Source organism: Eoetvoesiella sp., assembly GCF_035555955.1.
In the GTDB taxonomy this organism is placed as follows: Bacteria; Pseudomonadota; Gammaproteobacteria; order Burkholderiales; family Burkholderiaceae_B; genus Eoetvoesia.
Genome location: NZ_DATMGA010000033.1, coordinates 32,411 through 54,604 on the forward strand (window position 1 = coordinate 32,411; position 22,194 = coordinate 54,604).

General features: G+C 62.5%; 20 protein-coding genes. 10 read left to right on the top strand and 10 right to left on the bottom strand.

All coding sequences use genetic code 11. The features are described 5' to 3' along the window. Positions 1 to 4 precede the first annotated feature (4 nt). Positions 5 to 502: an outer membrane lipoprotein gene (locus tag VNT00_RS09790; protein ID WP_325586927.1), complete on the top strand. Its 498-nt coding sequence runs from the start codon at positions 5 to 7 to the stop codon at positions 500 to 502. Positions 503 to 652: 150 nt separating this feature from the next. Here the strand turns inward: VNT00_RS09790 and VNT00_RS09795 are convergent, their stop codons facing one another. The 5 genes from VNT00_RS09795 to VNT00_RS09815 all read right to left on the bottom strand — a co-directional run bounded on the left by VNT00_RS09795 (position 653) and on the right by VNT00_RS09815 (position 6,873). Further along, a complete protein-coding gene (locus VNT00_RS09795; protein WP_325586929.1) occupies positions 653 to 1,213 on the bottom strand; it encodes a YggT family protein in 561 nt (186 codons plus the stop codon). A gap of 107 nt (positions 1,214 to 1,320) precedes the next feature. Continuing rightward, positions 1,321 to 1,884, bottom strand: coding sequence for a histone H1-like DNA-binding protein (locus VNT00_RS09800; RefSeq protein ID WP_325586931.1), 564 nt, complete (start codon positions 1,882 to 1,884; stop codon positions 1,321 to 1,323). 157 nt (positions 1,885 to 2,041) lie between these two features. Further along, positions 2,042 to 3,214 carry a ribonucleotide-diphosphate reductase subunit beta gene (locus tag VNT00_RS09805; protein WP_325586933.1) on the bottom strand — a complete coding sequence of 391 codons (1,173 nt, stop codon included), beginning with the start codon at positions 3,212 to 3,214 and terminating at the stop codon, positions 2,042 to 2,044. 28 nt (positions 3,215 to 3,242) lie between these two features. Then, complete coding sequence (locus tag VNT00_RS09810) at positions 3,243 to 6,164, bottom strand: ribonucleoside-diphosphate reductase subunit alpha (protein ID WP_325586935.1); 2,922 nt, start codon at positions 6,162 to 6,164, stop codon at positions 3,243 to 3,245. A gap of 271 nt (positions 6,165 to 6,435) precedes the next feature. After that, positions 6,436 to 6,873 carry a CopD family copper resistance protein gene (locus tag VNT00_RS09815; RefSeq protein ID WP_325586937.1) on the bottom strand — a complete coding sequence of 146 codons (438 nt, stop codon included), beginning with the start codon at positions 6,871 to 6,873 and terminating at the stop codon, positions 6,436 to 6,438. 416 nt (positions 6,874 to 7,289) lie between these two features. On the opposite strand from VNT00_RS09815, the gene VNT00_RS09820 reads away from it, so the two are divergent. Next, complete coding sequence (locus tag VNT00_RS09820) at positions 7,290 to 7,793, top strand: hypothetical protein (RefSeq protein WP_325586939.1); 504 nt, start codon at positions 7,290 to 7,292, stop codon at positions 7,791 to 7,793. A 58-nt stretch (positions 7,794 to 7,851) separates the two neighbouring features. Here the strand turns inward: VNT00_RS09820 and gltX are convergent, their stop codons facing one another. Next, positions 7,852 to 9,279 (bottom strand): glutamate--tRNA ligase, encoded by a 1,428-nt coding sequence (gene gltX, locus VNT00_RS09825; protein WP_325586941.1) that lies wholly within the window; start codon positions 9,277 to 9,279, stop codon positions 7,852 to 7,854. Positions 9,280 to 9,405: 126 nt separating this feature from the next. Here gltX and VNT00_RS09830 point away from each other — a divergent pair, with 126 nt between their 5' ends. Beyond that, positions 9,406 to 11,862, top strand: a complete 2,457-nt coding sequence (locus VNT00_RS09830) for a bifunctional acetate--CoA ligase family protein/GNAT family N-acetyltransferase (protein ID WP_325586943.1) — start codon at positions 9,406 to 9,408, stop codon at positions 11,860 to 11,862. A 49-nt stretch (positions 11,863 to 11,911) separates the two neighbouring features. On the opposite strand, the gene VNT00_RS09835 is transcribed toward VNT00_RS09830, so the two are convergent. Both VNT00_RS09835 and yjgA read right to left on the bottom strand, forming a co-directional pair. Then, positions 11,912 to 12,589, bottom strand: a complete 678-nt coding sequence (locus tag VNT00_RS09835; RefSeq protein WP_325586945.1) for an alpha/beta hydrolase — start codon at positions 12,587 to 12,589, stop codon at positions 11,912 to 11,914. Beyond that, positions 12,586 to 13,131: a ribosome biogenesis factor YjgA gene (yjgA, locus tag VNT00_RS09840; protein ID WP_325586946.1), complete on the bottom strand. Its 546-nt coding sequence runs from the start codon at positions 13,129 to 13,131 to the stop codon at positions 12,586 to 12,588. The genes VNT00_RS09835 and yjgA overlap by 4 nt, the downstream gene beginning before the upstream one ends. A 61-nt stretch (positions 13,132 to 13,192) precedes the next feature. Between yjgA and pmbA the strand changes: the two genes are divergently transcribed. The 6 genes from pmbA to erpA all read left to right on the top strand — a co-directional run bounded on the left by pmbA (position 13,193) and on the right by erpA (position 18,076). Further along, entirely contained in the window at positions 13,193 to 14,560 is a 1,368-nt protein-coding gene (gene pmbA / locus VNT00_RS09845) for a metalloprotease PmbA (RefSeq protein ID WP_325586948.1), read from the top strand. A gap of 166 nt (positions 14,561 to 14,726) precedes the next feature. Next, positions 14,727 to 15,155: a 50S ribosomal protein L13 gene (gene rplM, locus VNT00_RS09850; protein ID WP_325586950.1), complete on the top strand. Its 429-nt coding sequence runs from the start codon at positions 14,727 to 14,729 to the stop codon at positions 15,153 to 15,155. A 9-nt stretch (positions 15,156 to 15,164) separates the two neighbouring features. Next, entirely contained in the window at positions 15,165 to 15,557 is a 393-nt protein-coding gene (gene rpsI, locus VNT00_RS09855; protein WP_325586952.1) for a 30S ribosomal protein S9, read from the top strand. 192 nt (positions 15,558 to 15,749) lie between these two features. Continuing rightward, on the top strand, positions 15,750 to 16,811 hold the full coding sequence (argC, locus tag VNT00_RS09860; RefSeq protein WP_414650919.1) for an N-acetyl-gamma-glutamyl-phosphate reductase: 1,062 nt from the start codon (positions 15,750 to 15,752) through the stop codon (positions 16,809 to 16,811). A 70-nt stretch (positions 16,812 to 16,881) separates the two neighbouring features. After that, the gene (locus VNT00_RS09865) at positions 16,882 to 17,640 is read left to right on the top strand and encodes a DUF6776 family protein (protein ID WP_325586954.1); all 759 of its coding nucleotides are present in this window, start codon (positions 16,882 to 16,884) and stop codon (positions 17,638 to 17,640) included. A gap of 67 nt (positions 17,641 to 17,707) precedes the next feature. Beyond that, positions 17,708 to 18,076 (top strand): iron-sulfur cluster insertion protein ErpA, encoded by a 369-nt coding sequence (erpA, locus tag VNT00_RS09870; protein ID WP_325586956.1) that lies wholly within the window; start codon positions 17,708 to 17,710, stop codon positions 18,074 to 18,076. A 72-nt stretch (positions 18,077 to 18,148) separates the two neighbouring features. Here erpA and VNT00_RS09875 read toward each other — a convergent pair whose 3' ends face one another. Then, on the bottom strand, positions 18,149 to 19,252 hold the full coding sequence (locus VNT00_RS09875) for an anhydro-N-acetylmuramic acid kinase (protein ID WP_325586958.1): 1,104 nt from the start codon (positions 19,250 to 19,252) through the stop codon (positions 18,149 to 18,151). A gap of 21 nt (positions 19,253 to 19,273) precedes the next feature. Continuing rightward, a complete protein-coding gene (locus VNT00_RS09880; RefSeq protein ID WP_414650920.1) occupies positions 19,274 to 20,650 on the bottom strand; it encodes a M23 family metallopeptidase in 1,377 nt (458 codons plus the stop codon). Positions 20,651 to 20,953: 303 nt separating this feature from the next. Between VNT00_RS09880 and tyrS the strand changes: the two genes are divergently transcribed. Beyond that, positions 20,954 to 22,183 carry a tyrosine--tRNA ligase gene (tyrS, locus tag VNT00_RS09885; protein ID WP_325586962.1) on the top strand — a complete coding sequence of 410 codons (1,230 nt, stop codon included), beginning with the start codon at positions 20,954 to 20,956 and terminating at the stop codon, positions 22,181 to 22,183. Positions 22,184 to 22,194 lie beyond the last annotated feature (11 nt).

The window sequence follows — 22,194 nt, forward strand, 5'->3', positions numbered from 1 at the left end:
TCTCATGACTACAACCATTGCAGCAGCCGGTTTTCGCTTTCGCCGTTTGGCAGCCGCAGCGGCCGCCGCCGCTGCGCTCGCGGTAGTGGCCGGGTGCGCGAATCCCTCGGCCTCCAGTTCGGTATACACCTACGGCCAGGCGCAGCAGGAACAAATCGTTCGCACGGGCACGGTGGTGTCGGTGCGTCCGGTCACCATCCAGAACGACAAATCCAGCGGTGTGGGCATGCTGGCCGGAGGCGCCCTGGGCGGCGTGGTGGGCAATAGCATGGGCGGTGGATCCGGCAAGGTCATCACCACGGTGGGCGGCGCCATTCTGGGCGGCCTGCTGGGCAATACCGTCGAGAACCAGGTCGGCAAAACCCAAGGCCTGGAAATCACCGTGCGTCTCGACAACGGCGAAACCCGTGTCGTCGCCCAGGCGGCCGACGTAGGATTCACCTCGGGCCAGCGCGTGCGCCTGGTCAGCGGCAACGGCCCCACCCGCGTCGTGCCCATGTAAGATCGCAGCCGACCTGGGGGGCTGGCCGGCCGCGTTGGCCTGGATCAGCCTTTGTTGCATTACCGGGCCGCATTATCGAACCGCCCCCTGAAAGCCGGGTAGCAATCCGGCTTTCAGGGGGCGGTTCTGTTTTTGCGGGTTTTGGCTTGGCTACATGCTGATGGAGTAAATGAAGTTCTCCAGTATCCGGACGACGATCTGGGCCAGTATGAGCAGGACCAGCGGCGAGAAATCCAGGCCGCCCAGATTGGGCAGGATCCGGCGGATGGGGTCGAGCAAGGGCGCGGTAAGCGTTTGCAGAACCGGCATGATGGGCGCCAGCGGGTTGACCCAGGACAGCACGGCCTGGATGAGGGTCATCCACAAAACAAGATTGAATACCCACTTGAGCACGGTAAGCACGCTGGCTGCCACGGCCGGCAGCAGGGCGGCGGCGATGGGAAACCTTCCGAAGGCGACGAACCATTCGAGCAGCACGCACACGAAGGCGGTAAGCCAGCACGCCACGATGCTGGGGTAGTCGATGCGGTTGCCGGCGGGAACGACTTTTCGCACAGGCTGGACCAGCCAGTTCGTGGCGCGTATGACGGCCTGGGAATACGGGTTGAAGGGGTGCAGGCGAATCGCATAGGCCCAGGCACGGATGATCAGGGCAATACCGAAAAGGGTAAAGACGATCTCGATGATGAGGCTCAATGTGTTGCTAAGCATGTTGGTAAGCATAAGTTAAAAGAATGCCCCCATTGTCGCATGAAAAAAAAGCCGCCCGGCTGGGCCGGGCGGCAGGGTGATGCTTGTGATACTACCGATGGCGCCTGTTAGGGGCGGCCACCCGTGGGGAAAGGCCACGATGCGGCGGTATTTACCGTGTTCTTTACTGCTGGCGCCGGAGCCTTGGCCTTGGTTGCCTTGGCGGCGGTCTTGGTGCTGGCCTTTTTGGGCGCGGCTTTCTTGGCAGGGGCCTTTTTGGCCGGCGCCTTCTTGGCTACCGCCTTTTTGGCAACGGCTTTTTTCGCGGCTGCTTTTTTAGCCGGGGCTTTCTTGGCGACGGCCTTTTTGGCGGCGGCTTTCTTGGCAGGGGCCTTTTTGGCTACTGCTTTCTTGGCTGCTTTCTTGGCCGGTGCTTTTTTGGCTACGGCCTTTTTGGCGACTGCCTTTTTAGCAACGGCTTTCTTTGCTACGGCTTTCTTGGCGGCTGCTTTTTTGGCAGGCGCTTTTTTGGCGACTACTTTCTTGGCCGGTGCTTTCTTGGCGACGGCCTTCTTCACTGCTGCCTTTTTGGCGGGTGCTTTTTTAGCCACTACCTTTTTGGCGGGTGCTTTTTTTGCTGCGGTGGTTTTCTTGGCGGCCGCCTTTTTTGCGGCCTTCTTGGCTGTAGCCATCGTAATGCTCCTTGAGAATGAATCGTAAAGATAACGTCCATCCATTTGATATGGCCCCCATCGAAAGGTGCGACCCATCTCAAATGGCACAAGCGTGCAAGATGCAAAGCACCTCGCACGCCTAGAGTCTAACTTAAGCAGTTACGGTATCCAAGCATTATTCCCAGCTTAATGCTCCGCCGGTTTGATATTCGATGACTCGAGTCTCGAAAAAATTGCGTTCTTTCTTCAGATCGATCATCTCGGCCATCCATGGAAATGGATTTTCTTCTTGCGCAAATTGCGGTTCGATGCCGATTTGCTGGCAGCGTCGATTGGCGATAAATCGCAAATACGACTTGAACATCGAGGCGTTCAAACCGAGTACGCCGCGAGGCATGGTGTCCTCAGCGTAAGCATATTCAAGGTCTACAGCCTTTTTGAAGAGATTTTGAATTTCTTCGCGGAAGGCCGGCGTCCACAAATGCGGGTTCTCGAGTTTGATCGTGTTGATGAGATCGATGCCGAAATTGCAGTGCATGGATTCGTCGCGAAGAATGTACATGTACTGCTCGGCGGCGCCCGTCATTTTGTTTTGACGGCCCAATGCCAAAATTTGCGTAAAACCAACATAAAAGAACAAACCTTCCATCAGGCACGCAAAAACGATGAGCGATTTCAGCAGGGTTTGATCGCTTTCGGGCGTGCCGGTTTTGAAATCCGGATCGGCAATGACGTTGATGAAGGGGATCAGGAATTCGTCTTTGGCGCGGATCGAAGGCACTTCGTTGTACGCGTTGAAGATTTCCGATTCGTCCAGGTCCAGGCTTTCGACGATGTACTGATATGCGTGGGTGTGGATGGCTTCTTCGAAGGCCTGGCGCAGCAGGAACTGGCGGCACTCGGGCGCCGTGATGTGGCGATAGGTGCCCAGCACGATGTTGTTGGCGGCGAGGGAATCGGCAGTGACGAAGAAACCCAGGTTGCGCTTGATGATGCGGCGTTCGTCTTCGGTGAGCCCGTTGGGGTTTTTCCAGAGGGCGATGTCGCGCGACATATTGATTTCTTGCGGCATCCAGTGATTGGCGCAGCCGGCCAGGTATTTTTCCCAGGCCCATTTGTATTTGAACGGCACCAACTGGTTGACGTCGGTCTGGCCGTTGATGATGCGCTTGTCGGCGGCGCGCACGCGCGAGCCCGCGGGCGCGGCCGGGCTGGCCGCTTGTTGAGGCGCGATGGCGGTGTCGGCCTGCGCGCCGGCCGACACGTTGCGGCCGGTCGGGGCGGGGCTTGGAGCCGCGGGGGCTGCCGAAGGTTGGGGTTGAAGAGGGGTGTCGTCCCAAGTAAGCATGATGTGAACCTTTCCTAATTGTTATGGGTTACTGGCAGGCTTCGCATTCTTCGAAGCCTTCGTCGCCCGGACGCAGGGTGCACACGGTGCCGACCACCTCGGCTTCGGGCAGGGCTGCCACGGGGGCCGCCGCGACGCCGCCGGCTTGCGGGTTGGCGGAGACGGCGTTGAGCTCGCCGCCGCGGCCGGTGGATTTCTCGGCGTTGGTGGCGCCGCTGGAACGCAGGTAGTACGTGGTCTTGAGCCCGCGCTGCCATGCCAGCTTGTAGGTGTCGTCGAGCTTCTTGCCCGAGACGCCCGCCATGAAGATGTTCAGCGACTGGGCCTGGTCGATCCATTTTTGGCGGCGCGCCGCGCACTCGACGACCCAGCTCGGATCGACTTCGAAGGCGGTGGCGTAGAGCTCGCGCAGGTCGGCCGGGATGCGGTCGATGCGGGCCAGGCTGCCGTCGAAGTACTTCAGGTCGGCGACCATGACTTCGTCCCACAGGCCGCGCTGCTTCAGGTCGCGCACCAGGTAGTCGTTGACCACCGTGAACTCGCCCGAGAGGTTGGACTTGACGTACAGGTTGCGGTACGTGGGCTCGATGCACGGCGAGACGCCGATGATGTTGGAGATGGTGGCCGTGGGCGCGATGGCGATGCAGTTGGAGTTGCGCATGCCGTGTTCATGGATGTGGGTGCGCAGGGCATCCCAGTCGAGGGTGCTGCTTTCGTCGATGTCGACATAGCCGCCGCGCTCTTCGCGCAGCATGGCGAGAGTGTCTTGCGGCATGATGCCGCGGTCCCACAGCGAACCCTTGAAGCTGGAGTACGAGCCGCGTTCGGCGGCCAGCTTGCTGGATGCCAGGTAGGCGTAGTAGCACACCGCCTCCATGGACGTGTCGGCGAATTCGACGGCCGCTTGCGAGGCGAACGGCACGCGCATGACGTGCAGGCAGTCCTGGAAGCCCATGACGCCCATGCCCACGGGGCGGTGGCGCACGTTGGAGTTGCGGGCCTTGGGTACGGCGTAGTAGTTGATGTCGATGACGTTGTCCAGCATGCGCATGGCGACGGCGACCGTGCGCTGCAGCTTTTCGTGGTCGAGCACGTACTGGCCGCTGGCGTCCTGCTTGAGGTGGGCCGCCATGTTGACCGAGCCCAGGTTGCAGACGGCGATTTCGGTGTCGCTGGTGTTCAGCGTGATTTCAGTGCACAGGTTGGAGCTGTGGACGACGCCGACGTGCTGCTGGGGCGAGCGAATGTTGCAAGGATCTTTGAAGGTGAGCCAGGGGTGGCCGGTTTCGAACAGCATGGACAGCATCTTGCGCCACAGCGAGGTGGCAGGGATGGTCTTGAACAAGGGCAGTTCGCCGCTGACCGTCTTGGCTTCGTAGGCAAGGTAGGCCTTTTCGAACGCCTTGCCGTACTTGTCGTGCAGGTCGGGCACGTCGGAAGGCGAGAAGAGAGTCCAGTCGCCGTTTTCCATGACGCGTTTCATGAACAGATCGGGGATCCAGTTGGAGGTGTTCATGTCGTGCGTGCGGCGGCGTTCGTCGCCGGTGTTCTTGCGCAGCTCGAGGAATTCTTCGATGTCCAGGTGCCAGGTTTCCAGGTAGGCGCACACCGCGCCCTTGCGCTTGCCGCCCTGGTTGACCGCCACGGCGGTGTCGTTGACCACCTTGAGGAAGGGCACGACGCCCTGGCTTTCGCCGTTGGTGCCCTTGATGTGGCTGCGCAAGGCGCGCACGGGGGTCCAGTCGTTGCCCAGGCCGCCGGCGTACTTGGCCAGCAGCGCATTTTCCTTGATGGCGTCGTAGATGCCGACCAGGTCGTCCGAGACGGTGGTGAGGTAGCACGACGAAAGCTGGGAGTGCAGGGTGCCCGAGTTGAACAGGGTGGGGGTGGAGCTCATGAAATCGAAGGACGAGAGGATTTCGTAGAACTCGATGGCGCGCTCTTCGCGGTTGATTTCGTTGAGCGCCAGGCCCATGGCGACCCGCATGAAGAATACTTGCGGCAGTTCGATGCGGCGTCCGCGCACGTGCAGGAAGTAGCGGTCGTAAAGCGTTTGCAGGCCCAGGTAATTGAATTGCTGGTCGCGTTCCGCCTTGAGGGCGTTGGCGAGCTTGGGCAGGTCGAACTGGGCCAGCTTGCTGTCGAGCAGGCTGCTCTCGATGCCCAGCTTGATGAAGCGGGGGAAGTATTCGGCGTAGCCGGCGGCCATGGCGGACTGGGCGACTTCTTCGCCCAGCACTTCCTTGCGGATGGTGTGCAGCAGCAGCCCGGCGGTTACCTGGCTGTAGGCCGGGTCGGTTTCGACCAGGGCGCGCGCCGAAAGAATGGCCGACTTGTAGACTTCGTCGACGGGGATGCCGTCGTACAGGTTCTTGACGGTTTCACGCAGGATGGCGTCGGTGTCGATGTCGATGGGCAGGTTCTGGCCGGCTTCGACGATGGTGTTGCGCAACTGGGCCAGATCCAGCGGGCGCAGGACGCCGCCATCGTTGACGTTGAGGCTGCTTTTTTCAGCCACGGGTTGCTCGGGAGCCGAGCGGGCGCGTTCCTGCGAGCGCTTTTCACGGTAGAGCACGTAGGCGCGGGCCACGTCGTGCTCGCCGGAACGCATGAGCGCGAGCTCGACCTGGTCCTGGATGTCTTCGATGTGGAAGGTGCCGCCGCCCGGGCGGTTGCGAACCAGGGCATTGACCACCTGCGCGGTGAGGTCCTCGACCAACTGGCGCACGCGAGCCGAGGCGGCGCCCTGGCCGCCATTGACCGCCAGGAAGGCCTTGGTCATGGCGATGGCGATCTTGCCCGGTTCGAAACCCACCACGGCGCCGTTGCGCCGGATGGTGCTGAAGTTTTGCCATTGCGACCCGCCCGATGAAGCATTGGGCTGGCTGGCCTGTGGTGCAACGGGCTGGGAGACTTCGGGCCGTGACTCAGCGGTTTGTGTGGTCTGCATGAATGCTCCTGAATGAGAAAGACATGCTGCCTTGTGCAGCATGTGGTCTGGCGTTTGGAAGGTGGCGGGTACTGAAAAGGCGGCCTTGCGGCGGTTTTTATAGGGAGTCGCTCTTTTTCTATAAACCACAAGATATTGTGGTTGGTTCTTGTTTGAGCACTAATTGTAGTAATTTGCCTGGGCGTAGGCAAGCGTATTCTGTATCTTTTTTTAACGCTTTCGGGCCTTCCGGGCAAGGCGCCCGGGGCGGGGTTTTGCCCCGCTTTCTGCTTTAGTTCAAGTAGAACATGGCCTTAGCCAGGAACACGATGGCCAGCATGTGCAGGAAAACACTGAGATGAATGAATTTGAATTGCCTGGCGTTGAGGGTGCCGGCCGCGCTGCGCCGGATGGCGGTGATGAAGTGCACCAGCACGCTGAGCGCCAGGAGTATTTTCAGGCTTAGCAGAGTGCCCATGACGCTGTCGAAGGGCTGGGCCAGAATGCCGCGGTATTGCCAGGCCATGGAAATGCCGGCGCCGTACAGGACGATGATGACGAAGGGCATGAATTTGCGCGCCCTCTGGCCGATGGCGATTTCCACCGCGCGCATGGCGTCGCGGGGGACGTGCGAGCGTATGCCTTCCAGCATCAGCACCTCGAAAAAAACCGTCCCGACGAATATGAAGGCGGCGAACAGGTGCAGCAGAAGCAGGATCAGGTGGCTCATGTGATGCGGACTCCAAAAGAATATTACCCCCACGCCGCGCTGCTACGCAGCTTGCTGCCCCCCACGGGGGCGCTTTTTGCCTTGGGGCGGCCCGGCGGCAAAATAGGCCCCCACGCTGCGCCGCTACGCGGCTTGCTGCCCCCCACGGGGGCGCTTTTTGCCTTGGGGCGGCCCGGCGGCAAAAAATACCCCCACGCTGCGCTACGCGGCTTGCTGCCCTCCGAGTTTTACCGGCCGGGGGCGATCCGTTCAAGTAAAATTGTCAGGATAGGCGCGCCGGGGCCGGAAAGGCTTGCGTTGGCGCAAATGATGCGTATTCATTGTAGGTCTGCATGGCCTGCGCGCCTGGCGTAGCCGCATTTGAAATATGGTTTTTGGCTTCGGGCCGGGCGGCCCGGACGGGGTTTCGAGTCATGATGAGCAAGAGGAATTTGTTTCGTACAGGCCGCGGCGTTGTTGCGGTGGCGGCGTCGATGGCGGCCGGATGCGCCGTCAAACCCGAAAAGGCGCCAGGTCCGCCTGTTGCCCGGGCGCCGGCCAGCGTGCAGTGCCAGGCGGCGCGGGCCGGCGACGAGGCCATAGGAAATTGGTACGGCACGCGTTCGCAGCGAGGCGTTGCCGGCACGTTGCATGTGCTTATACATTTGAGGGCCGACGGCACCATGAGCTACGACGAGCAGCTCAAGCGCGGCAAAAAGCCCGGCCAGGCCCTTGGCGAAACCGGGTGCTGGCATCGCGACCAGCAAGGGCTGGTATTGCAGACCGTCAAGTCCAACGGCGAGCCGGTCGAGTTGTCCGACCCGATTTACAAAAACCGTTATACCGTACGCTTCCAGCCGCCGCAGACCATGGTGTTCGACGGCCGCGACGGCCGGCTCAAGGCCCGCCGCATGCCCGAGAACTACCGCCTGCCGTTCTGAGGCGCTGGCCCGGGACCGCTCGTCCGTTGTCTGGAACGGCCGGCCGGGGGCTTGGAAACTATTGCTGGCCGTTGCGGACCGTTGCGTCCAGGCGTTCCAGCACGGTGTCGCGACCCAGGATGGCCAGGACGGCGTCGATGGCGGGGGTTTGCTTTTTGCCGGTCACGGCCAGGCGCAAGGGGATGCCCAGCTTGGGCATCTTTATATTGTGTCTGGCGAGCGTTTCCTTGATCAGCGCGGCCAGCGCTTCGGTGGTCCACTCGGGCAGCGAGCGGGCCTGGGCCGCAAAATCGGCCAGCACGGCTTTGGCCTCGGGGGTCAGGTGCTCGGCGGCCAGTTCGGCGCCGGCGGGCTCGTAGGCGCCGCAGAACAGCATGGCGCCTTCGGCCAGCTGGTTCAGGGTTTCGGCCCGGTCCTTCAGCAGGCCCATGACGGCATCGAGCTTGACGGCATCCGGGTTGCCGCCCAGCCCGCCGATGCGGGGGGCGACCAGGACGGCCAGCGCGGCGTTATCGGTTTGCTTAATGTAGTGGGCGTTGACCCAGTTCAGCTTCTTGGGATCCCACTGCGAGGCCGACTTGCTAAGGTTGCGGGTATCGAACCATTCCACGAACTGCTCGCGCGAGAAGATTTCCTCGTTGCCGTGGCTCCAGCCCAGGCGGGCCAGGTAATTGACCATGGCTTCGGGCAGATAGCCTTCCTTGTCGTATTCCATGACGCTGACCGCGCCGTGGCGCTTGGAAAGCTTTTCGCCGTCGGGGCCGAGGATCATGGGCAGGTGGCCGTATTGCGGCAGCGTTGCGCCCAGCGCGCGCAGTATATTGATTTGCCGTGGCGTATTATTGACGTGGTCGTCGCCGCGCAGCACATGGGTGATCCGCATGTCCCAGTCGTCGACCACTACACAGAAGTTGTAGGTGGGCGTGCCGTCGGGGCGCGCGATGATCAGGTCGTCAAGTTCGGCGTTGTCGATGCTTATAGGGCCTTTTATAAGGTCGTCCCAACTGGTGGCGCCGTCTTGCGGGTTCTTGAAGCGCACGACGGGCTTGCGGCCTTCGGGAACGGGAGGCAGTGTCTTGCCCGGCTCGGGGCGCCAGGTGCCGTCGTAGCGCGGCTTCAGCCCCTGGGCCCGGGCCTTCTCGCGCATGGCGTCGACTTCGTCGGGTGTGCTGTAGCAGTAATAGGCGGTGCCTTCCTCCAGCATTCTGGCGATGATTTCGCGGTAGCGATCCATATGCTGCATTTGGTAGAAGGGGCCTTCGTCGGGCTGCATGCCCAGCCAGTCCATGCCGTCCAGAATGGCCTGGACGGCCTGCGGCGTCGAGCGCTCGAGGTCGGTGTCTTCGATGCGCAGGACGAACACACCCTTGTGATGCCGCGCGAAGGCCCACGAAAACAGGGCTGTGCGGGCGCCCCCCAAGTGCAGGTAGCCGGTGGGCGATGGGGCGAAGCGGGTGCGGACGGTGGAAGATGCAGGCAGGGTCATGGAATTTTCAGGCAGGACGCGGCGCGGGTTTCCCGCGCCGCGAATATAGATTCAAGTGGTTGGCATTGATGCCGTTAACCAATGTATTTTAGAGTACAGATTCAAACTTGTTAAAACAGGCTCATTATGTTGCGTCATCGTCTTGCTGCGTTGTTCGAACCTCGATCCTTGCTGGTGGTGGCCGACCGCCCCTTGCCGGTGGCGCGCAATGCGCCGTCGGCGCTGGAAAACGCCCTGACCCTGGTCGATGCCGGGACTTCGGTGGCCATACCCGAGCGGCTCAATGGCGTCGAGGCGGGCGGCCGGGTGGATCTTGCCGTGCTGTGCCTGCCGCCGTCGTTGTTGCCCCAGGCTCTCGAGGCATTGCACCGCCATCGCCCACGGGCGCTGCTGGTGCTGGCGGCGGGAACGCAGCCTGATCGGCCGGCCGACGACATGGCGCTGTGCCAGGCCTGGGGCAGCCAGAACGGCTGCCTGGTGCTGGGGCCGCGCGCCTTCGGATTGCAGAATCCGGCAACGGGCCTGAACCTGAGCCATGCGCCGGAGCTCGCGCAGACGGGCCGCGTCGCCCTGGTGTCGCAATCCGGCTCCATTGCCTCCGCCGTGCTGGACTGGGCGGCGGATATCGGGCTGGGTTTCTCGACGGTGGTGTCGCCCGGCGACGGCGCCGGTGTCGACGTCGCCGATCTGCTGGACTACCTGGCCACCGATCCAGGCACGGACAGCATTGCCCTGTATCTGGAAAACACGGCATCGTCGCGCGCGCTGACCAGCGCCCTGCGCGCCGCCGCCGGCGTCAAGCCCGTGGTCGTGCTCAAGTCGGGCCGACGGCAGGAAGGCGGCTCGCCGCACGACGCGGTGTTCAATGCCTTGATGCGCCGGGTCGGGGCGGTGCGCGTGCCGTATTTCGTGCAGCTGTTTTCGGCCATCAAGGTGCTGCGCTATCCGCATCGGCCGCGCGGGCGGCGCATTGCATTGGTCTCCAACGGCTCGGGCACTTCGCAACTGGCTCTGGACGTCATGGGCGTCAATGCCGCGGTGTTCCGCGCCGAGCTTTCCATGATGTCCGTCCAGGAGCTGCGCAACCTGCTCGAACCGGATGCCCAGGTCAACAACCCGGTCGTCACGCGCGCTCCGCTGGACGCCGAGAAAATCCGCAAGCTGGTCAACATCCTGGCCGTGGACAGGGGGGTGGACGGTGTGCTGGTATTGCTGGCGCCCGACCCGCTGGCCGACATGCCGGCGGTTGCGCGCCAACTGGCGCAGGTGGCCTCCAGCACGCGCAAGCCCGTGATCACCTGCTTCATGGGAGACGCCACCATGCGTCCCCTGCGCCACCTGCTCGACGACGTGGGCACACCGGCGTTTCGCACGCCCGAATCGGCGGCCAATGCCTTTGGCGTACTGGCGTCCTATCACTACAACCAGACCCTTTCGCTGCAGATGCTCCCGCCCGAGCCGCTCAGCAAGCCGCCCCGGTTGAAAGAGGCGCGGCTCATCATTCAGGCGGCCCGCATGACGGGACGGCAGTCGTTGCTGGCCGAGGAAATCGCCCGCCTGTTCGCCTGCTTCGACATACCCATCCAGGTTTTCGCCGCCGCAGGCATGCAGGCGGCGGCAACCGCTCCCATGGCCATCCGCGTGCGCCGCGACCCGGATCTGGGGCCCTACATCAATTTCGGCTCGGGCAGCCGGCAGGGTATCTCGGCCACCGACAGGGCCATCGAGTTGCCGCCGCTCAACGGCTATCTGGCGCGCCAGTTGGTCGAGCGCAGCGCGTTGTGGCGCAATGTGCTGATCCGTCAGATGAGTCCCGCCGCCAGCGACTGCCTGCAGGAGGCCTTGGAACGGATCTCCGACCTGGTGTGCGAATTGCCCGAAATCGACAGCCTGGCCGTCGACCCGCTGTATGCCAGCGACGAGCATCTGCTGGCGCATTCCGTCCAGGCCGTCCTGTCGGAAATCGAATCGTTCGAGCCGCCCGAAAAATCGGGCTACAGCCATCTGGCCATCCACCCGTATCCCCTCAATCTGGTTCAGAACAAAGAGTTCGACGACCACTCGCCGTGGATGATGCGGCCTATTCGCCCCGAAGATGCCGAGGCTTTGCAGGAGTTCGTGCGCGAGCTGTCGGACGAGTCGCGCTATATGCGCTTTGTTTCCATGCTGCGCGAGCTGACCCCGCGCATGCTGGCCCGCTACACGCGCATCGACTACGACCGCGAATTGGCCCTGGTGGCGACTGTGCAGGTGCCCAATCCTGCGCATCGGGGCTATATGCGCGAACAGATCATCGGCTTCGCCCACTATCTGCGCAACGCGGATGGGCGCGGCGCCGAGTACGCGCTGGTCATCGGCGACAACTGGCAGCGGCGCGGCCTGGGCAAGCAACTGATCGGCGGCTTGATCGAGGCGGCCAAGACCCAGAACCTTACTTATATAGATGGATTGGTGCTGTCGACCAATCGGGCCATGCTGGGCCTGATGACGCAGCTTGGCTTCCAGAACGACGCAACCGAGGACGACCCTTCGATGCGCCGGGTGTGGCTGGACCTGGGCGAGACGCGTTCCGACAACGGCTAGGAGCGCGGTGGCCGGGCCCGCGCGTTCTTGAATGCCCCGGCCAGCGGCGTTAGCGGTCCGACAGAACCTTGCGCAGGAAGTCGGCGATGTCGCCGATTTCGGGCAGGCACACCGAGTGCGGCATGTTGTAGGTCTTGAAGGTGACGTCGTAGCCCTGTTCCCGCAGCCGCTGGCACGAAGCCTGCGCGCGGTCGATGGTGACGACGGGGTCTTGTGTGCCGTGCGCCATGAAGATGGGCGTGTCGCGGTTGGCGCCTTGCTGCTCGGCCTGCAGCAGGTCGGGCAGGGGCAGGTAGCCCGACAGCCCGATCATGCCAGCCAGCTTTTGCGCCAGGCGCGGGCCGGTGTGCAGAGTCATGGCGCAACCTTGCGAGAACCCGGCAAGCACGATTTTCTCGGTGGGGATGCCGCGTTCGTTTTCGCGCGCGATCAGCGCCTGGATAAGACGCTCGGAGTCGCGGATGCCTTGCTCGTCTTCGCGGCGTCCCAGGTCGGCGTTGCGGATGTCGTACCAGGCGCGCATGGACGCGCCGCCGTTGATGGTAACCGGCTGCACCGGCGCATTGGGAAAAACGAAGCGGATGGCGGGCTCGTGTTTCATGCCCAGTTCGGGCACGATCGGCACGAAGTCGTTGCCGTCGGCGCCAAGCCCATGCAGCCAGATGACTGCGCAGTCGGGGTTGGGGGCGGTTTCGAGTTCGATGGCGTCCAGCAGAGGTTGAGTCATGATTGTTCCGATGTTTCGTCCAGCGTCTTGAGCGCCTGAAACAGGGCGCGGAAATGTTTGCGCTGCGGGTCCTGGCCGGGCTGCAGCGCTGCATTGTTCTGGGCTTCCTTGCGGCCGGCGCGGATAAGCGTGCGCAGTTGCTGGCCGTCGGCGCCGGGGTATTCGTTCAGCAGCTTGGTCAGGGCGTCGTCGTCGGCCAGCAGGCGGTCGCGCAGCGTTTCCAGGCGATGCAGTTCCTGGGTTTGCTCGCGCGAGCCATTGAGCCAGATGTCGAGCTGGCTGGTGATGGTTTCGGCGTCGGCCTGGCGCATGAGCTTGCCCACGTAGTGCACCTGGCGGCGCCGCCCTTCGCGGCTGGTGGTGCGCTGGGCCAGGCGGATGGCCTCGTACAGCTTCTCGTCCAGGGGCAGCTGCTTGAGTTTTTCGGGGGGCAGTTCCACGAGCTGTTTGCCCAGGTCTTGCAGGGCCAGCATTTCGCGCTTGATCTGCGATTTGCTGGGGCCGTCGTAGTCGTCGGCAAAGTCGTCGGTGTCGTCGCGCATTGGGGGCAAAAAATTTTCTCGATTAGCGATATGATAACCGTCTAACTTCACAAGAGCAGCAATGAGTCGACAATCCTCCCTACGCCTACCCATTTCCGAAAACCAGGCCCAATTCCGCGAACTCGTCCAGGACGCCCTGAAGCACGCCAGGTCGCTGGGCGCCAGCGATGCCGCCGCCGAGGTCTCCGAGAGCGCCGGACTGTCGGTTTCGGTGCGGAACAAAGACATCGAAACGGTCGAGCAGACGCGCGACCGTTCGCTGGATGTCACGGTTTTCGCCGGCCAGAAGCGCGGCTCGGCCTCGACTTCCGATTTCTCGCCGCAGGCGCTGCGTGAAACCGTCGAAGCGGCGTGGCATATTGCCCGCTATACGGCCGAAGATCCCGCCGCCGGGCTGCCCGACGCCGCCGACCTGGCCACCGAGTTCCCCGACCTGCAACTGTATCACCCCTGGGAAATCGATGCCGATCAGGCCGCCAGGCTGGCGCTCAAGGCCGAGCGGGCCGCCAGCGCCGTCAGCCCTCTCATCACCAATACCGACGGCGCTTCGGTCAGCACCTTCGAGGGCCATTTCGTCCTGGGCAATAGCCGGGGCTTCCTGGCGGGCTATCCCTATTCGCGGCATTCGCTGTCGGTCGCGCCCATTGCCGGGCGCGGCGCGTCCATGCAGCGCGACTACTGGTATACGGCCGATCGCCAGGCCAGCCGCCTGGCCGATGCGGGCAAGGTGGGGCGCTACGCCGCCGAGCGCACCCTGGCCCGCCTTTCGGCGCGCCGCATAAAAACCGGGCGCTTCCCCGTATTGTTCGAGGCCCCGCTAGCCCTGGGCCTGCTGGGCGCCCTGGTGCAGGCGACCAGCGGCGGCGCGTTGTACCGCAAGGCCAGCTTTCTCATCGATTCGCTGGGCAAGCCGGTTTTGGCCGGCCATATCCAGGTCGCCGAAGACCCATTGGTCGCGGGCGCCATGGGCAGCTCGGCCTTCGACGACGAAGGCGTGCGCACACAGGCGCGCGATGTCGTGCAGGACGGTGTCTTGCAGGGCTATTTCCTGTCCACGTACACCGCGCGCAAGCTCAATATGCGCACCACCGGCAACGCGGGCGGCTCGCACAACCTCAGTCTGGTCTCGCGGCTTACGCAGCCCGGCGACGACTTTCGAGCCATGCTGCGCAAAATGGGCACGGGCTTCCTGGTTACCGAGCTCATCGGGCAGGGCGTCAACTACGTTACCGGCGATTACTCGCGCGGGGCGTTCGGCTATTGGGTCAAGAACGGTGAAATCCAGCACGCCGTGCAGGAAGTCACCATCGCCGGCAACCTGGCCGACATGTTCAGGCAAATCGTCGCCGTGGGCGCCGACGTCATCAACCGCGGCTCCAAGTCGTCGGGTTCCATCCTGATCGAGCAGATGGCGATTGCCGGGCAGTAAGGCGTTTTGCCCCCGGCGCTTGAAAAAACAACAACTTATGCTAATATAGAGGGCTTTTCCAATTCCTGGCTTTGCACGGGCGAGTTACAACGCTTAGGCGAAGCCGCTTGGAGAAGGCGGGCCAAAATCCGTTTGGCCCTGTAATTCATTAATTAGGAACACCATCATGAAGACCTTTGTGGCCAAGCCGCATGAAGTCAAACGTGACTGGTACGTGATTGACGCCAAGGGCAAAGTCCTCGGTCGTGTGGCCAGCGAAGTCGCACGCCGCCTGCGTGGCAAGCACAAGCCAGAATTCACGCCTCACGTTGACACCGGCGATTACATCGTCATTATCAACGCCGCCGAAATCGTCGTTACCGGCAACAAGGCGCAAGACAAGCGTTACTACCGTCACTCGGGCTACCCCGGCGGTATCACCGAAACCACATTCGAGAAAATGCAACAGCGTTTTCCCGGCCGTGCCCTGCAGAAAGCCGTCAAGGGCATGCTGCCCAAGGGCCCGCTGGGCTATGCCATGGCCAAGAAACTCAAGGTTTACGCTGGCGCCGAGCATCCTCATTCGGCTCAACAGCCTAAACCGCTGGAAATCTAAGGACAGGTCATGATCGGTAATTGGAACTATGGAACCGGCCGCCGCAAAACCTCGGTGGCTCGCGTGTTCTTGAAAAAAGGTTCGGGCAAAATCGTGGTCAACGGCAAGCCTGTCGATGAATACTTTGCTCGCGAAACCGGACGCATGGTCGTCCGTCAGCCCCTTGAGCTGACCGGCCACCTCGAGTCCTTCGACTTTCACATCAATGTGCACGGCGGCGGCGAAAGCGGCCAGGCCGGCGCAGTGCGCCACGGTATTACCCGCGCGCTCATCGACTACGATGAAACGCTCAAGTCTCCGCTCAAGCAAGCGGGTCTGGTAACCCGCGACGCCCGCGAAGTCGAACGTAAGAAAGTCGGTTTCCACAAGGCGCGTCGCCGCAAGCAGTTCAGCAAGCGTTAATTCCGCTGCACGGCAGGGCCGCCGGCCCTGTGCGACGTCAAAAACCCCGGTGCGCCGGGGTTTTTGCATTGCAGCCCGCAGCCGCAGGTTTGCCTTGCTGGTAAACTTGAACTCGTGGCGCGTCCCAAGCCTGGCGGCGTTTCAGGCGGCGGCAGCCAGTCGATTCATTTCACGTTTTTTCAGGACATCATCATGACCGCGGCAGCATCCCGGATCAAAGTGGGCATCGTCGGCGGCACCGGTTATACCGGCGTCGAACTCTTGCGCCTGCTGGCCCAGCACCCCAATGTCGACCTCCAGGCCATTACTTCCCGCAAGGAAGACGGCATGCCGGTGGCCGACATGTTCCCGAACCTGCGCGGCTACGTCGATTTGCGCTTCGAAACGCCCGAAAAAGCGGGGCTGGATCAATGCGACGTCGTGTTCTTCGCCACGCCGCATGGGGTGGCCATGAGCCAGGCCAAGGAGTTGCTGGCAAAAGGCGTGCGCCTCATCGACCTGGCCGCGGACTTCCGTCTGCAGGACACCGCCGTGTTCGAAAAATGGTACAAAATGCCGCATTCCTGCCCCGAGGTGCTGGCCGAGTCCGTATACGGCCTGGTCGAAGTCAATCGCGCCAAAATCGCCAAGGCGCAGGTGGTGGGCAATCCTGGTTGCTACCCGACAACCGTCATCCTGGGCTTGCTGCCGCTCATCGAAAACGGCCTCAGGCTGGTCGATGTGGGGCACATTATCGCCGACTCCAAATCGGGGGTTTCGGGCGCGGGCCGCAAGGCCGAGGTCGGCACGCTGTTCTCCGAGGCCAGCGACAACTTCAAGGCCTACGGAGTGGCCGGGCACCGCCACCAGCCCGAGGTCTGCGAACAACTGGCTACGCTGGCCGGCGGGCCCGTGGGCCTGACTTTCGTGCCGCACCTGGTGCCCATGATCCGCGGCATGTTCTCGACGCTGTACGCGCGTATCTTGCCTGAAGCCATGGACACCGACTTCCAGGCCCTGTACGAAAAGCGTTATGCCAACGAAACCTTCGTCGACGTCATGCCGCCGGGCAGCCAGCCCGAAACTCGTTCGGTGCGCGGTTCCAACCATTTGCGCATCGCCGTTCACCGCCCGGGCGGCGGCGACCAGCTCGTCATCCTGGTCGTGCAGGACAACCTCGTGAAAGGGGCGGCGGGCCAGGCTGTGCAGAACATGAACCTCATGTTCGGCCTGCCCGAGGAAACCGGCTTGCGGCATGTTGCCGTGCTGCCCTGACATCACTGCAGCACACATTGACTTACACACTGGGCCTGAACTTCCGGGCCGTTGACGGGGTCAGTCAGGGATGAATGAAAAAGACACCCCCGACGGCGCCGGGGCATTGCCCCAGGCTGAACCCGCCAAGGCCGGCTCGGCGCGGCGCGGCCGGCCGTGGGCAGGCCTGGCGACTGCCTTGTGCATCGGCCTGGCGCTTGGCTATGCCGGAACGCATTATGGGCTTGACGACAACGTCCAGCGCCTGGCCGATCTCAAGAAGCAGTACGAAACCGTGCTGGCGCAGCATTTGTACGACCTGAACTCCGCCATGATGCGGGCCGATGCCTTGCAGGGCCAACTGGCGGTGGAGGAAAGCACGCGCAAAAGCCTGGAGGCCACGCTGCAGGCGACCCAGCAGGACCTTGGCCGGGCGCGTGACCAACTGGCGTTCTACAACCAGTTGCTGCCGGCCGGGCCCAATGGGTCCATCAGCATCCGCGCCCTTGATATCGAGCAGCGCGGCCCCACTTTGTATTACAAAGTGCTGCTGATGCGTAATGCGCCCGGCGATGAAACCTTCAATGGCCTTATGGAATTTGTGGCAAATGGTTCGGAAAAGGGTAAAACGGTTAAAATAAGCTTGCATCCCGCTTTGGCCGAGAACGCTTCCCTGGACGGCGGCGCGGCCAATACGGCAAAGCTGGTGCTAAGTTTCGACCAGTTCCAGCGCGGCGAAGGGGTATTGAGCATCCCGCCGGGGTTTATCCCCAAGGCCGTTACGCTCAATATCCTCGAGGGCGAAACGGTGCGCGCATCGCGCACGGTCAATCTGGCCGCCGCCCACTGACCCGGCGCCGCAGTCTGGGTCAGCCTTTGTTTTTTATTGCGCAATTCAATATTGCCTGGAGTACCAAATGACTACACTGACAGAATCCGTCGATCTGCAAGTTCCGCCTCCCGCGCTGGTGTTCACCGATGCGGCGGCGGCCAAGGTCAAGGATTTGCTGGCCGAAGAGGGCAACCCCGACCTCAAGCTGCGCGTTTTCGTGCAGGGTGGGGGATGTTCCGGGTTTCAGTACGGGTTCACGTTCGACGAAGTCATCAACGACGACGACACCACCATCGACAAAGAAGGTGTGCAACTGCTGGTCGACCCCATGAGCTTCCAGTACCTGTTCGGCGCCGAAATCGACTACAAGGACGACATCGAAGGTTCCCAGTTCGTCATCCGTAATCCCAACGCCACATCCACCTGCGGCTGCGGGTCGTCGTTTACCGCCTGATTCAAGCCCGCTTCGACCGGCCAGGCAAGGGGCGTCGTCGCACGCAGCCGCCGCGTGCGGGAATTTTATTTTTCAAGCCGGATATTTGCAGCCAAGCACGCTTGGGTGGCGTGCGCCGGTAACCGAGGGCAGGCCCGCCGGGAGGCCGTGCTCGTAAGCCCAGGCCAGCCAGGCAAATGCCAGAGCCTCGACAAGCTGCGGCGCAATGCCGGCATCCGCGGTCGAGCGCACGGGGCGCTGCAAGGCATGCTCCAGTTCGCTCATCAGGCCTGAATTCTTTGCTCCCCCCCCGCAAACCAGCATGTCCCGGGTTTCGGGCGCCCAGGTCTCGATGGCGCGCGCCACGGTGTTTACGGTAAAGCTTTGCAAGGTTGCCTGCACGTCGCGGGCCGACGGCGCCATGGCGGCGAACGGCGCCAGTTTTTGATTCAGCCATGATTCGTTGAACAGGTCGCGTCCCGTGGACTTGGGGGGCGGCAAGGCAAGCCAGGGTTCGTCCAGCAGGGCGTCGAGCAGGGCGGGAATGCGTTGGCCGCCGGCAGCCCAGCTGCCCATGTCGTCGTAGTCGCGGCCGGTATGTTTTTTACACCAAAGATCCAGCAGGACATTGGCGGGCCCGGTGTCGAAACCGCGCACGTCACGGCCCGGGTTCAGCAGCGTGACATTGCCCATGCCGCCAAGATTCAGCACGGCGCGGGGCTGCCGGCCGCTGAACACGGCCTGGTGAAACCCCGGCACCAGCGGCGCCCCCTGGCCGCCCGCGGCCACGTCGCGCGTACGAAAATCGGCGATCACGGCGATTCCGGTAAGCTCGGCCAGCAGGGCGGGAGCGTTGAGCTGCAGGGTGTAGCCTTGGGCCGGGTCGTGGCGAACCGTCTGGCCGTGCGCGCCGATGGCGGCGATGTCTTCGGGGGCGGCGCCCGCCTCGTCCAGCAATTGATGGCAGGCCTTGGCGTAGAGCCGGCTCAGTTCATTGCCGGCCAATGCGGCGCGCGCCAGTTCGTTGTCTCCAGGCTGGTTCAGGGCCAGGAATTCCTGGCGCAGCGCCGGCGGCATGCAGAGCGAGGCCTGCGCGACGATGCGCGGCACGGCTGGGGAAAAATCGGCCAGAACCGCATCGACGCCGTCGATGCTGGTGCCCGACATGAGACCGATATACAGTGCAGAGCGGGCCATGGACGGTGCCGCCGGACAGCCTTAGCGGCTGGCCAGTTGGACGTGGTCGGCTTGCAGGCTGGCCAGCATGCGGATGTCTTGCTCGTAGCTGCCGACCTGGTCGTTGAAGGCCTGGCGATCGGCGCCTTCCAGCGCACGCGCCACCGGCAGATCGACCGAAAGAGGGTCGACCGGCCTGTCGGCGATGCGGAATTCGTAATGCAGATGCGGGCCCGTGGCCCAGCCGGTGGCGCCGACATAGCCGATGAGCTGGCCTTGCTCGACGGTATCGCCCTTTTTCAGGCCGGGCGCAAAGCGGCTTTGGTGCGCATACAGCGTGGTGATCTTGTTGTAGTGCTTGAGGATGATGACGTTGCCATAGCCGTTTTGCTGGCCGATGAACTCGACCGTGCCGTCGGCGGTGGCGTGTATGGGGGTGCCCCGGGGCGCTGCATAGTCGACGCCCTGGTGGCCCTTCCAGACGCCGTGTATGGGGTGCTTGCGCATGCCGAAGGTGGAGCTGATGCGGGTGAATTGCAGCGCCGTGCGCAGAAATGCGCCTTTCAGGCTGCTGCCGGAGAAATCGTAATAGCCGCCCGCGCCGTTCTTGGGTTTGAACCAGACGGCGGTATAGGTCTTGCCCTGGTTGACGAATTCCATGGCCAGGACCCGCCCCGAGCCGACGTCCTTGCCCGCGTGCGCGTGGGTTTCGTAGATGACGCGGAACTGGTCGCCTTTGCGCAGATCCTGCATGAAGTCGATCTTGCTGGCCATGATGTTGGCCATTTGCTGGGTGATGGCGTCGGGAATGCCGGCGGCGTCTGTGGCCCCGAACAGCGACGATGCGATTTCGCCTTCGCCCATGCGGATTTGCGTATCGGTGGCCTGGCTATGTTCGGCGGCGGTGTAGCCCCCATCGCCCGTTGGCGTGATTTCAAGCCATTTGGAGACGAAGCCGCCGTTGTCCGTCGTGCCGGGCGTATGGTAGTAGCGCAGCCAGGCGAGGTCGCCGTTTTCGTCCAGGGCGGCCTGCACGCTGCGGCCCGGGTATAGTTTGTAGATGGAGCGCGCGTCTTTGTCGTGCACGAGAAAAGGCAGCAGCTTGTCTTCGTGGATGTTCAGGCGCTGCAATACCGCTGCCAGCGTGTCGCCGGGCCGGATCCGGGTTTCGTCGACGAACGGCGCCGAGAACTGCGTCTGAGCGACTCTTGCGGGGAGCAGCGCGGGCAAGGCCAGGCTTTGGTGCGCCTGATACACCGGCGGGGGCGGGGCGCTGGGTTTGACGACAGCCAGCGCGGCGGCGGTGGCGAAAAGCCCGAATGCCATGAACACCAGGCCATTTGTAAAATAGTGGTGTTTGCGGGGACGGGCTTGCGGATTGACGAGGGAGGTTGCGGTAGGTGTCCCTTTTTTAAGCATTGAACTAAAGCCTGTGGGTCGTTTTCTGTTGAAGGACTCGCCTTGAATGATTGCGATCATGATCATTCATGGCGACAGAAGATTGCCCGACCCAGACACTCTGATAAGATTGTGTTGCGTCAAGCCAAGGCACAGCCGTTTGTTTGCACACAGCCGTTTGTCTACAACACAGCTGGCTGTTTACAATTCTGTAACAATCAGTGTGGCCTTAACTCGTAATCCTAACGCAATAGTGCGGGTTTTTCGAGTCTTTTTTGGCTTTTCTACCCATTAAATTCATCTCTTTAGCATAACGGTTTTCATATGTCGCCCTCCGAAGTTGTCATTACGCCTGAAGTTGAAGCCGATTTGCGTGTTGTTAAGCGAGGATGCGACGAATTGCTGGTTGAGTCCGAGTTCGCCCGCAAGCTGGCGCGCAGCCGCGCAACGGGGCAGCCGCTGCGCATCAAGCTGGGGCTGGATCCCACCGCGCCCGACATCCACCTGGGCCATACCGTGGTGCTCAACAAAATGCGGCAGTTGCAAGACCTCGGGCATACCGTCATTTTCCTGATCGGCGACTTTACCTCCATGATCGGCGACCCCAGCGGGCGCAACGTTACGCGGCCGCCGCTTACGGCCGAACAAATCCAGGAAAACGCCAAGACCTATTACGCCCAGGCCAGCCTGGTGCTGGATCCGTCCAAAACCGAAATCCGCTACAACTCCGAATGGTGCGATCCCCTGGGCGCGCGGGGTCTCATCCAACTGGCGTCGCGCTACACCGTGGCGCGCATGATGGAGCGCGACGACTTTACGCGCCGGTTCAAGGGCGGCGTGCCCATTTCGGTGCACGAGTTCCTGTATCCGCTTATGCAGGGCTACGATTCCGTGGCCTTGAAGGCCGACCTCGAACTGGGCGGCACCGATCAAAAATTCAATCTGCTGGTGGGGCGCGAACTGCAAAAAGAATACGGTCAGGAGCCGCAGTGCATCCTGACCATGCCTTTGCTCGAGGGCATCGACGGCGTCGATAAGATGTCCAAGTCCAAGGGCAATTACATCGGCATTTCCGAAACGCCCGACTCCATGTTCGGCAAGATCATGTCGATTTCCGACACGCTGATGTGGCGCTATTACGAACTGCTGTCTTTCCGCTCTATGGACGAGATCGCCTTGCTGCAGAAGCAGGTTCGCGACGGGGCCAACCCGCGTGACACCAAGGTGCTGCTGGCCCAGGAAATCGTCGCCCGCTTCCATTCGCAGCAGGACGCGCACGATGCGCTGGCCCGCTTCGAGGCGCGGTTCCGCGACGGCATCATTCCCGAGGACATGCCCGAGGTGCAGATAGGCGCCGCGCCCATGGGCATACTCAAGGTGCTGCGCGAGGCCGGCCTGGTGGCGTCGGCCTCCGAGGCGCAACGCAACATCGAGCAGCGCGGCGTGCGCATCGACGGCGACCGCATCGAAGACAAAGGCCTGCAGCTGCAGGCCGGCACGTATGTGGTTCAGGTGGGCAAGCGCAAGTTCGCCCGCGTTACGCTCAATGCGTAGCTGCCACTTGC

Bases quoted from the DNA above. Each gene is read 5' to 3' on its own strand.
- rplM (WP_325586950.1), top strand. From the start codon at position 14,727: ATGAAGACCTTTGTGGCCAAGCCGCATGAAGTCAAACGTGACTGGTAC.
- VNT00_RS09800 (WP_325586931.1), bottom strand. From the start codon at position 1,884: ATGGCTACAGCCAAGAAGGCCGCAAAAAAGGCGGCCGCCAAGAAAACC.
- VNT00_RS09820 (WP_325586939.1), top strand. From the start codon at position 7,290: ATGAGCAAGAGGAATTTGTTTCGTACAGGCCGCGGCGTTGTTGCGGTG.
- VNT00_RS09795 (WP_325586929.1), bottom strand. From the start codon at position 1,213: ATGCTTAGCAACACATTGAGCCTCATCATCGAGATCGTCTTTACCCTT.
- VNT00_RS09865 (WP_325586954.1), top strand. From the start codon at position 16,882: ATGAATGAAAAAGACACCCCCGACGGCGCCGGGGCATTGCCCCAGGCT.
- VNT00_RS09880 (WP_414650920.1), bottom strand. From the start codon at position 20,650: ATGCTTAAAAAAGGGACACCTACCGCAACCTCCCTCGTCAATCCGCAA.
- erpA (WP_325586956.1), top strand. From the start codon at position 17,708: ATGACTACACTGACAGAATCCGTCGATCTGCAAGTTCCGCCTCCCGCG.
- VNT00_RS09830 (WP_325586943.1), top strand. From the start codon at position 9,406: ATGTTGCGTCATCGTCTTGCTGCGTTGTTCGAACCTCGATCCTTGCTG.
- VNT00_RS09875 (WP_325586958.1), bottom strand. From the start codon at position 19,252: ATGGCCCGCTCTGCACTGTATATCGGTCTCATGTCGGGCACCAGCATC.
- gltX (WP_325586941.1), bottom strand. From the start codon at position 9,279: ATGACCCTGCCTGCATCTTCCACCGTCCGCACCCGCTTCGCCCCATCG.
- argC (WP_414650919.1), top strand. From the start codon at position 15,750: ATGACCGCGGCAGCATCCCGGATCAAAGTGGGCATCGTCGGCGGCACC.
- VNT00_RS09790 (WP_325586927.1), top strand. From the start codon at position 5: ATGACTACAACCATTGCAGCAGCCGGTTTTCGCTTTCGCCGTTTGGCA.
- rpsI (WP_325586952.1), top strand. From the start codon at position 15,165: ATGATCGGTAATTGGAACTATGGAACCGGCCGCCGCAAAACCTCGGTG.
- pmbA (WP_325586948.1), top strand. From the start codon at position 13,193: ATGAGTCGACAATCCTCCCTACGCCTACCCATTTCCGAAAACCAGGCC.
- VNT00_RS09815 (WP_325586937.1), bottom strand. From the start codon at position 6,873: ATGAGCCACCTGATCCTGCTTCTGCTGCACCTGTTCGCCGCCTTCATA.
- VNT00_RS09805 (WP_325586933.1), bottom strand. From the start codon at position 3,214: ATGCTTACTTGGGACGACACCCCTCTTCAACCCCAACCTTCGGCAGCC.
- yjgA (WP_325586946.1), bottom strand. From the start codon at position 13,131: ATGCGCGACGACACCGACGACTTTGCCGACGACTACGACGGCCCCAGC.
- VNT00_RS09835 (WP_325586945.1), bottom strand. From the start codon at position 12,589: ATGACTCAACCTCTGCTGGACGCCATCGAACTCGAAACCGCCCCCAAC.
- VNT00_RS09810 (WP_325586935.1), bottom strand. From the start codon at position 6,164: ATGCAGACCACACAAACCGCTGAGTCACGGCCCGAAGTCTCCCAGCCC.
- tyrS (WP_325586962.1), top strand. From the start codon at position 20,954: ATGTCGCCCTCCGAAGTTGTCATTACGCCTGAAGTTGAAGCCGATTTG.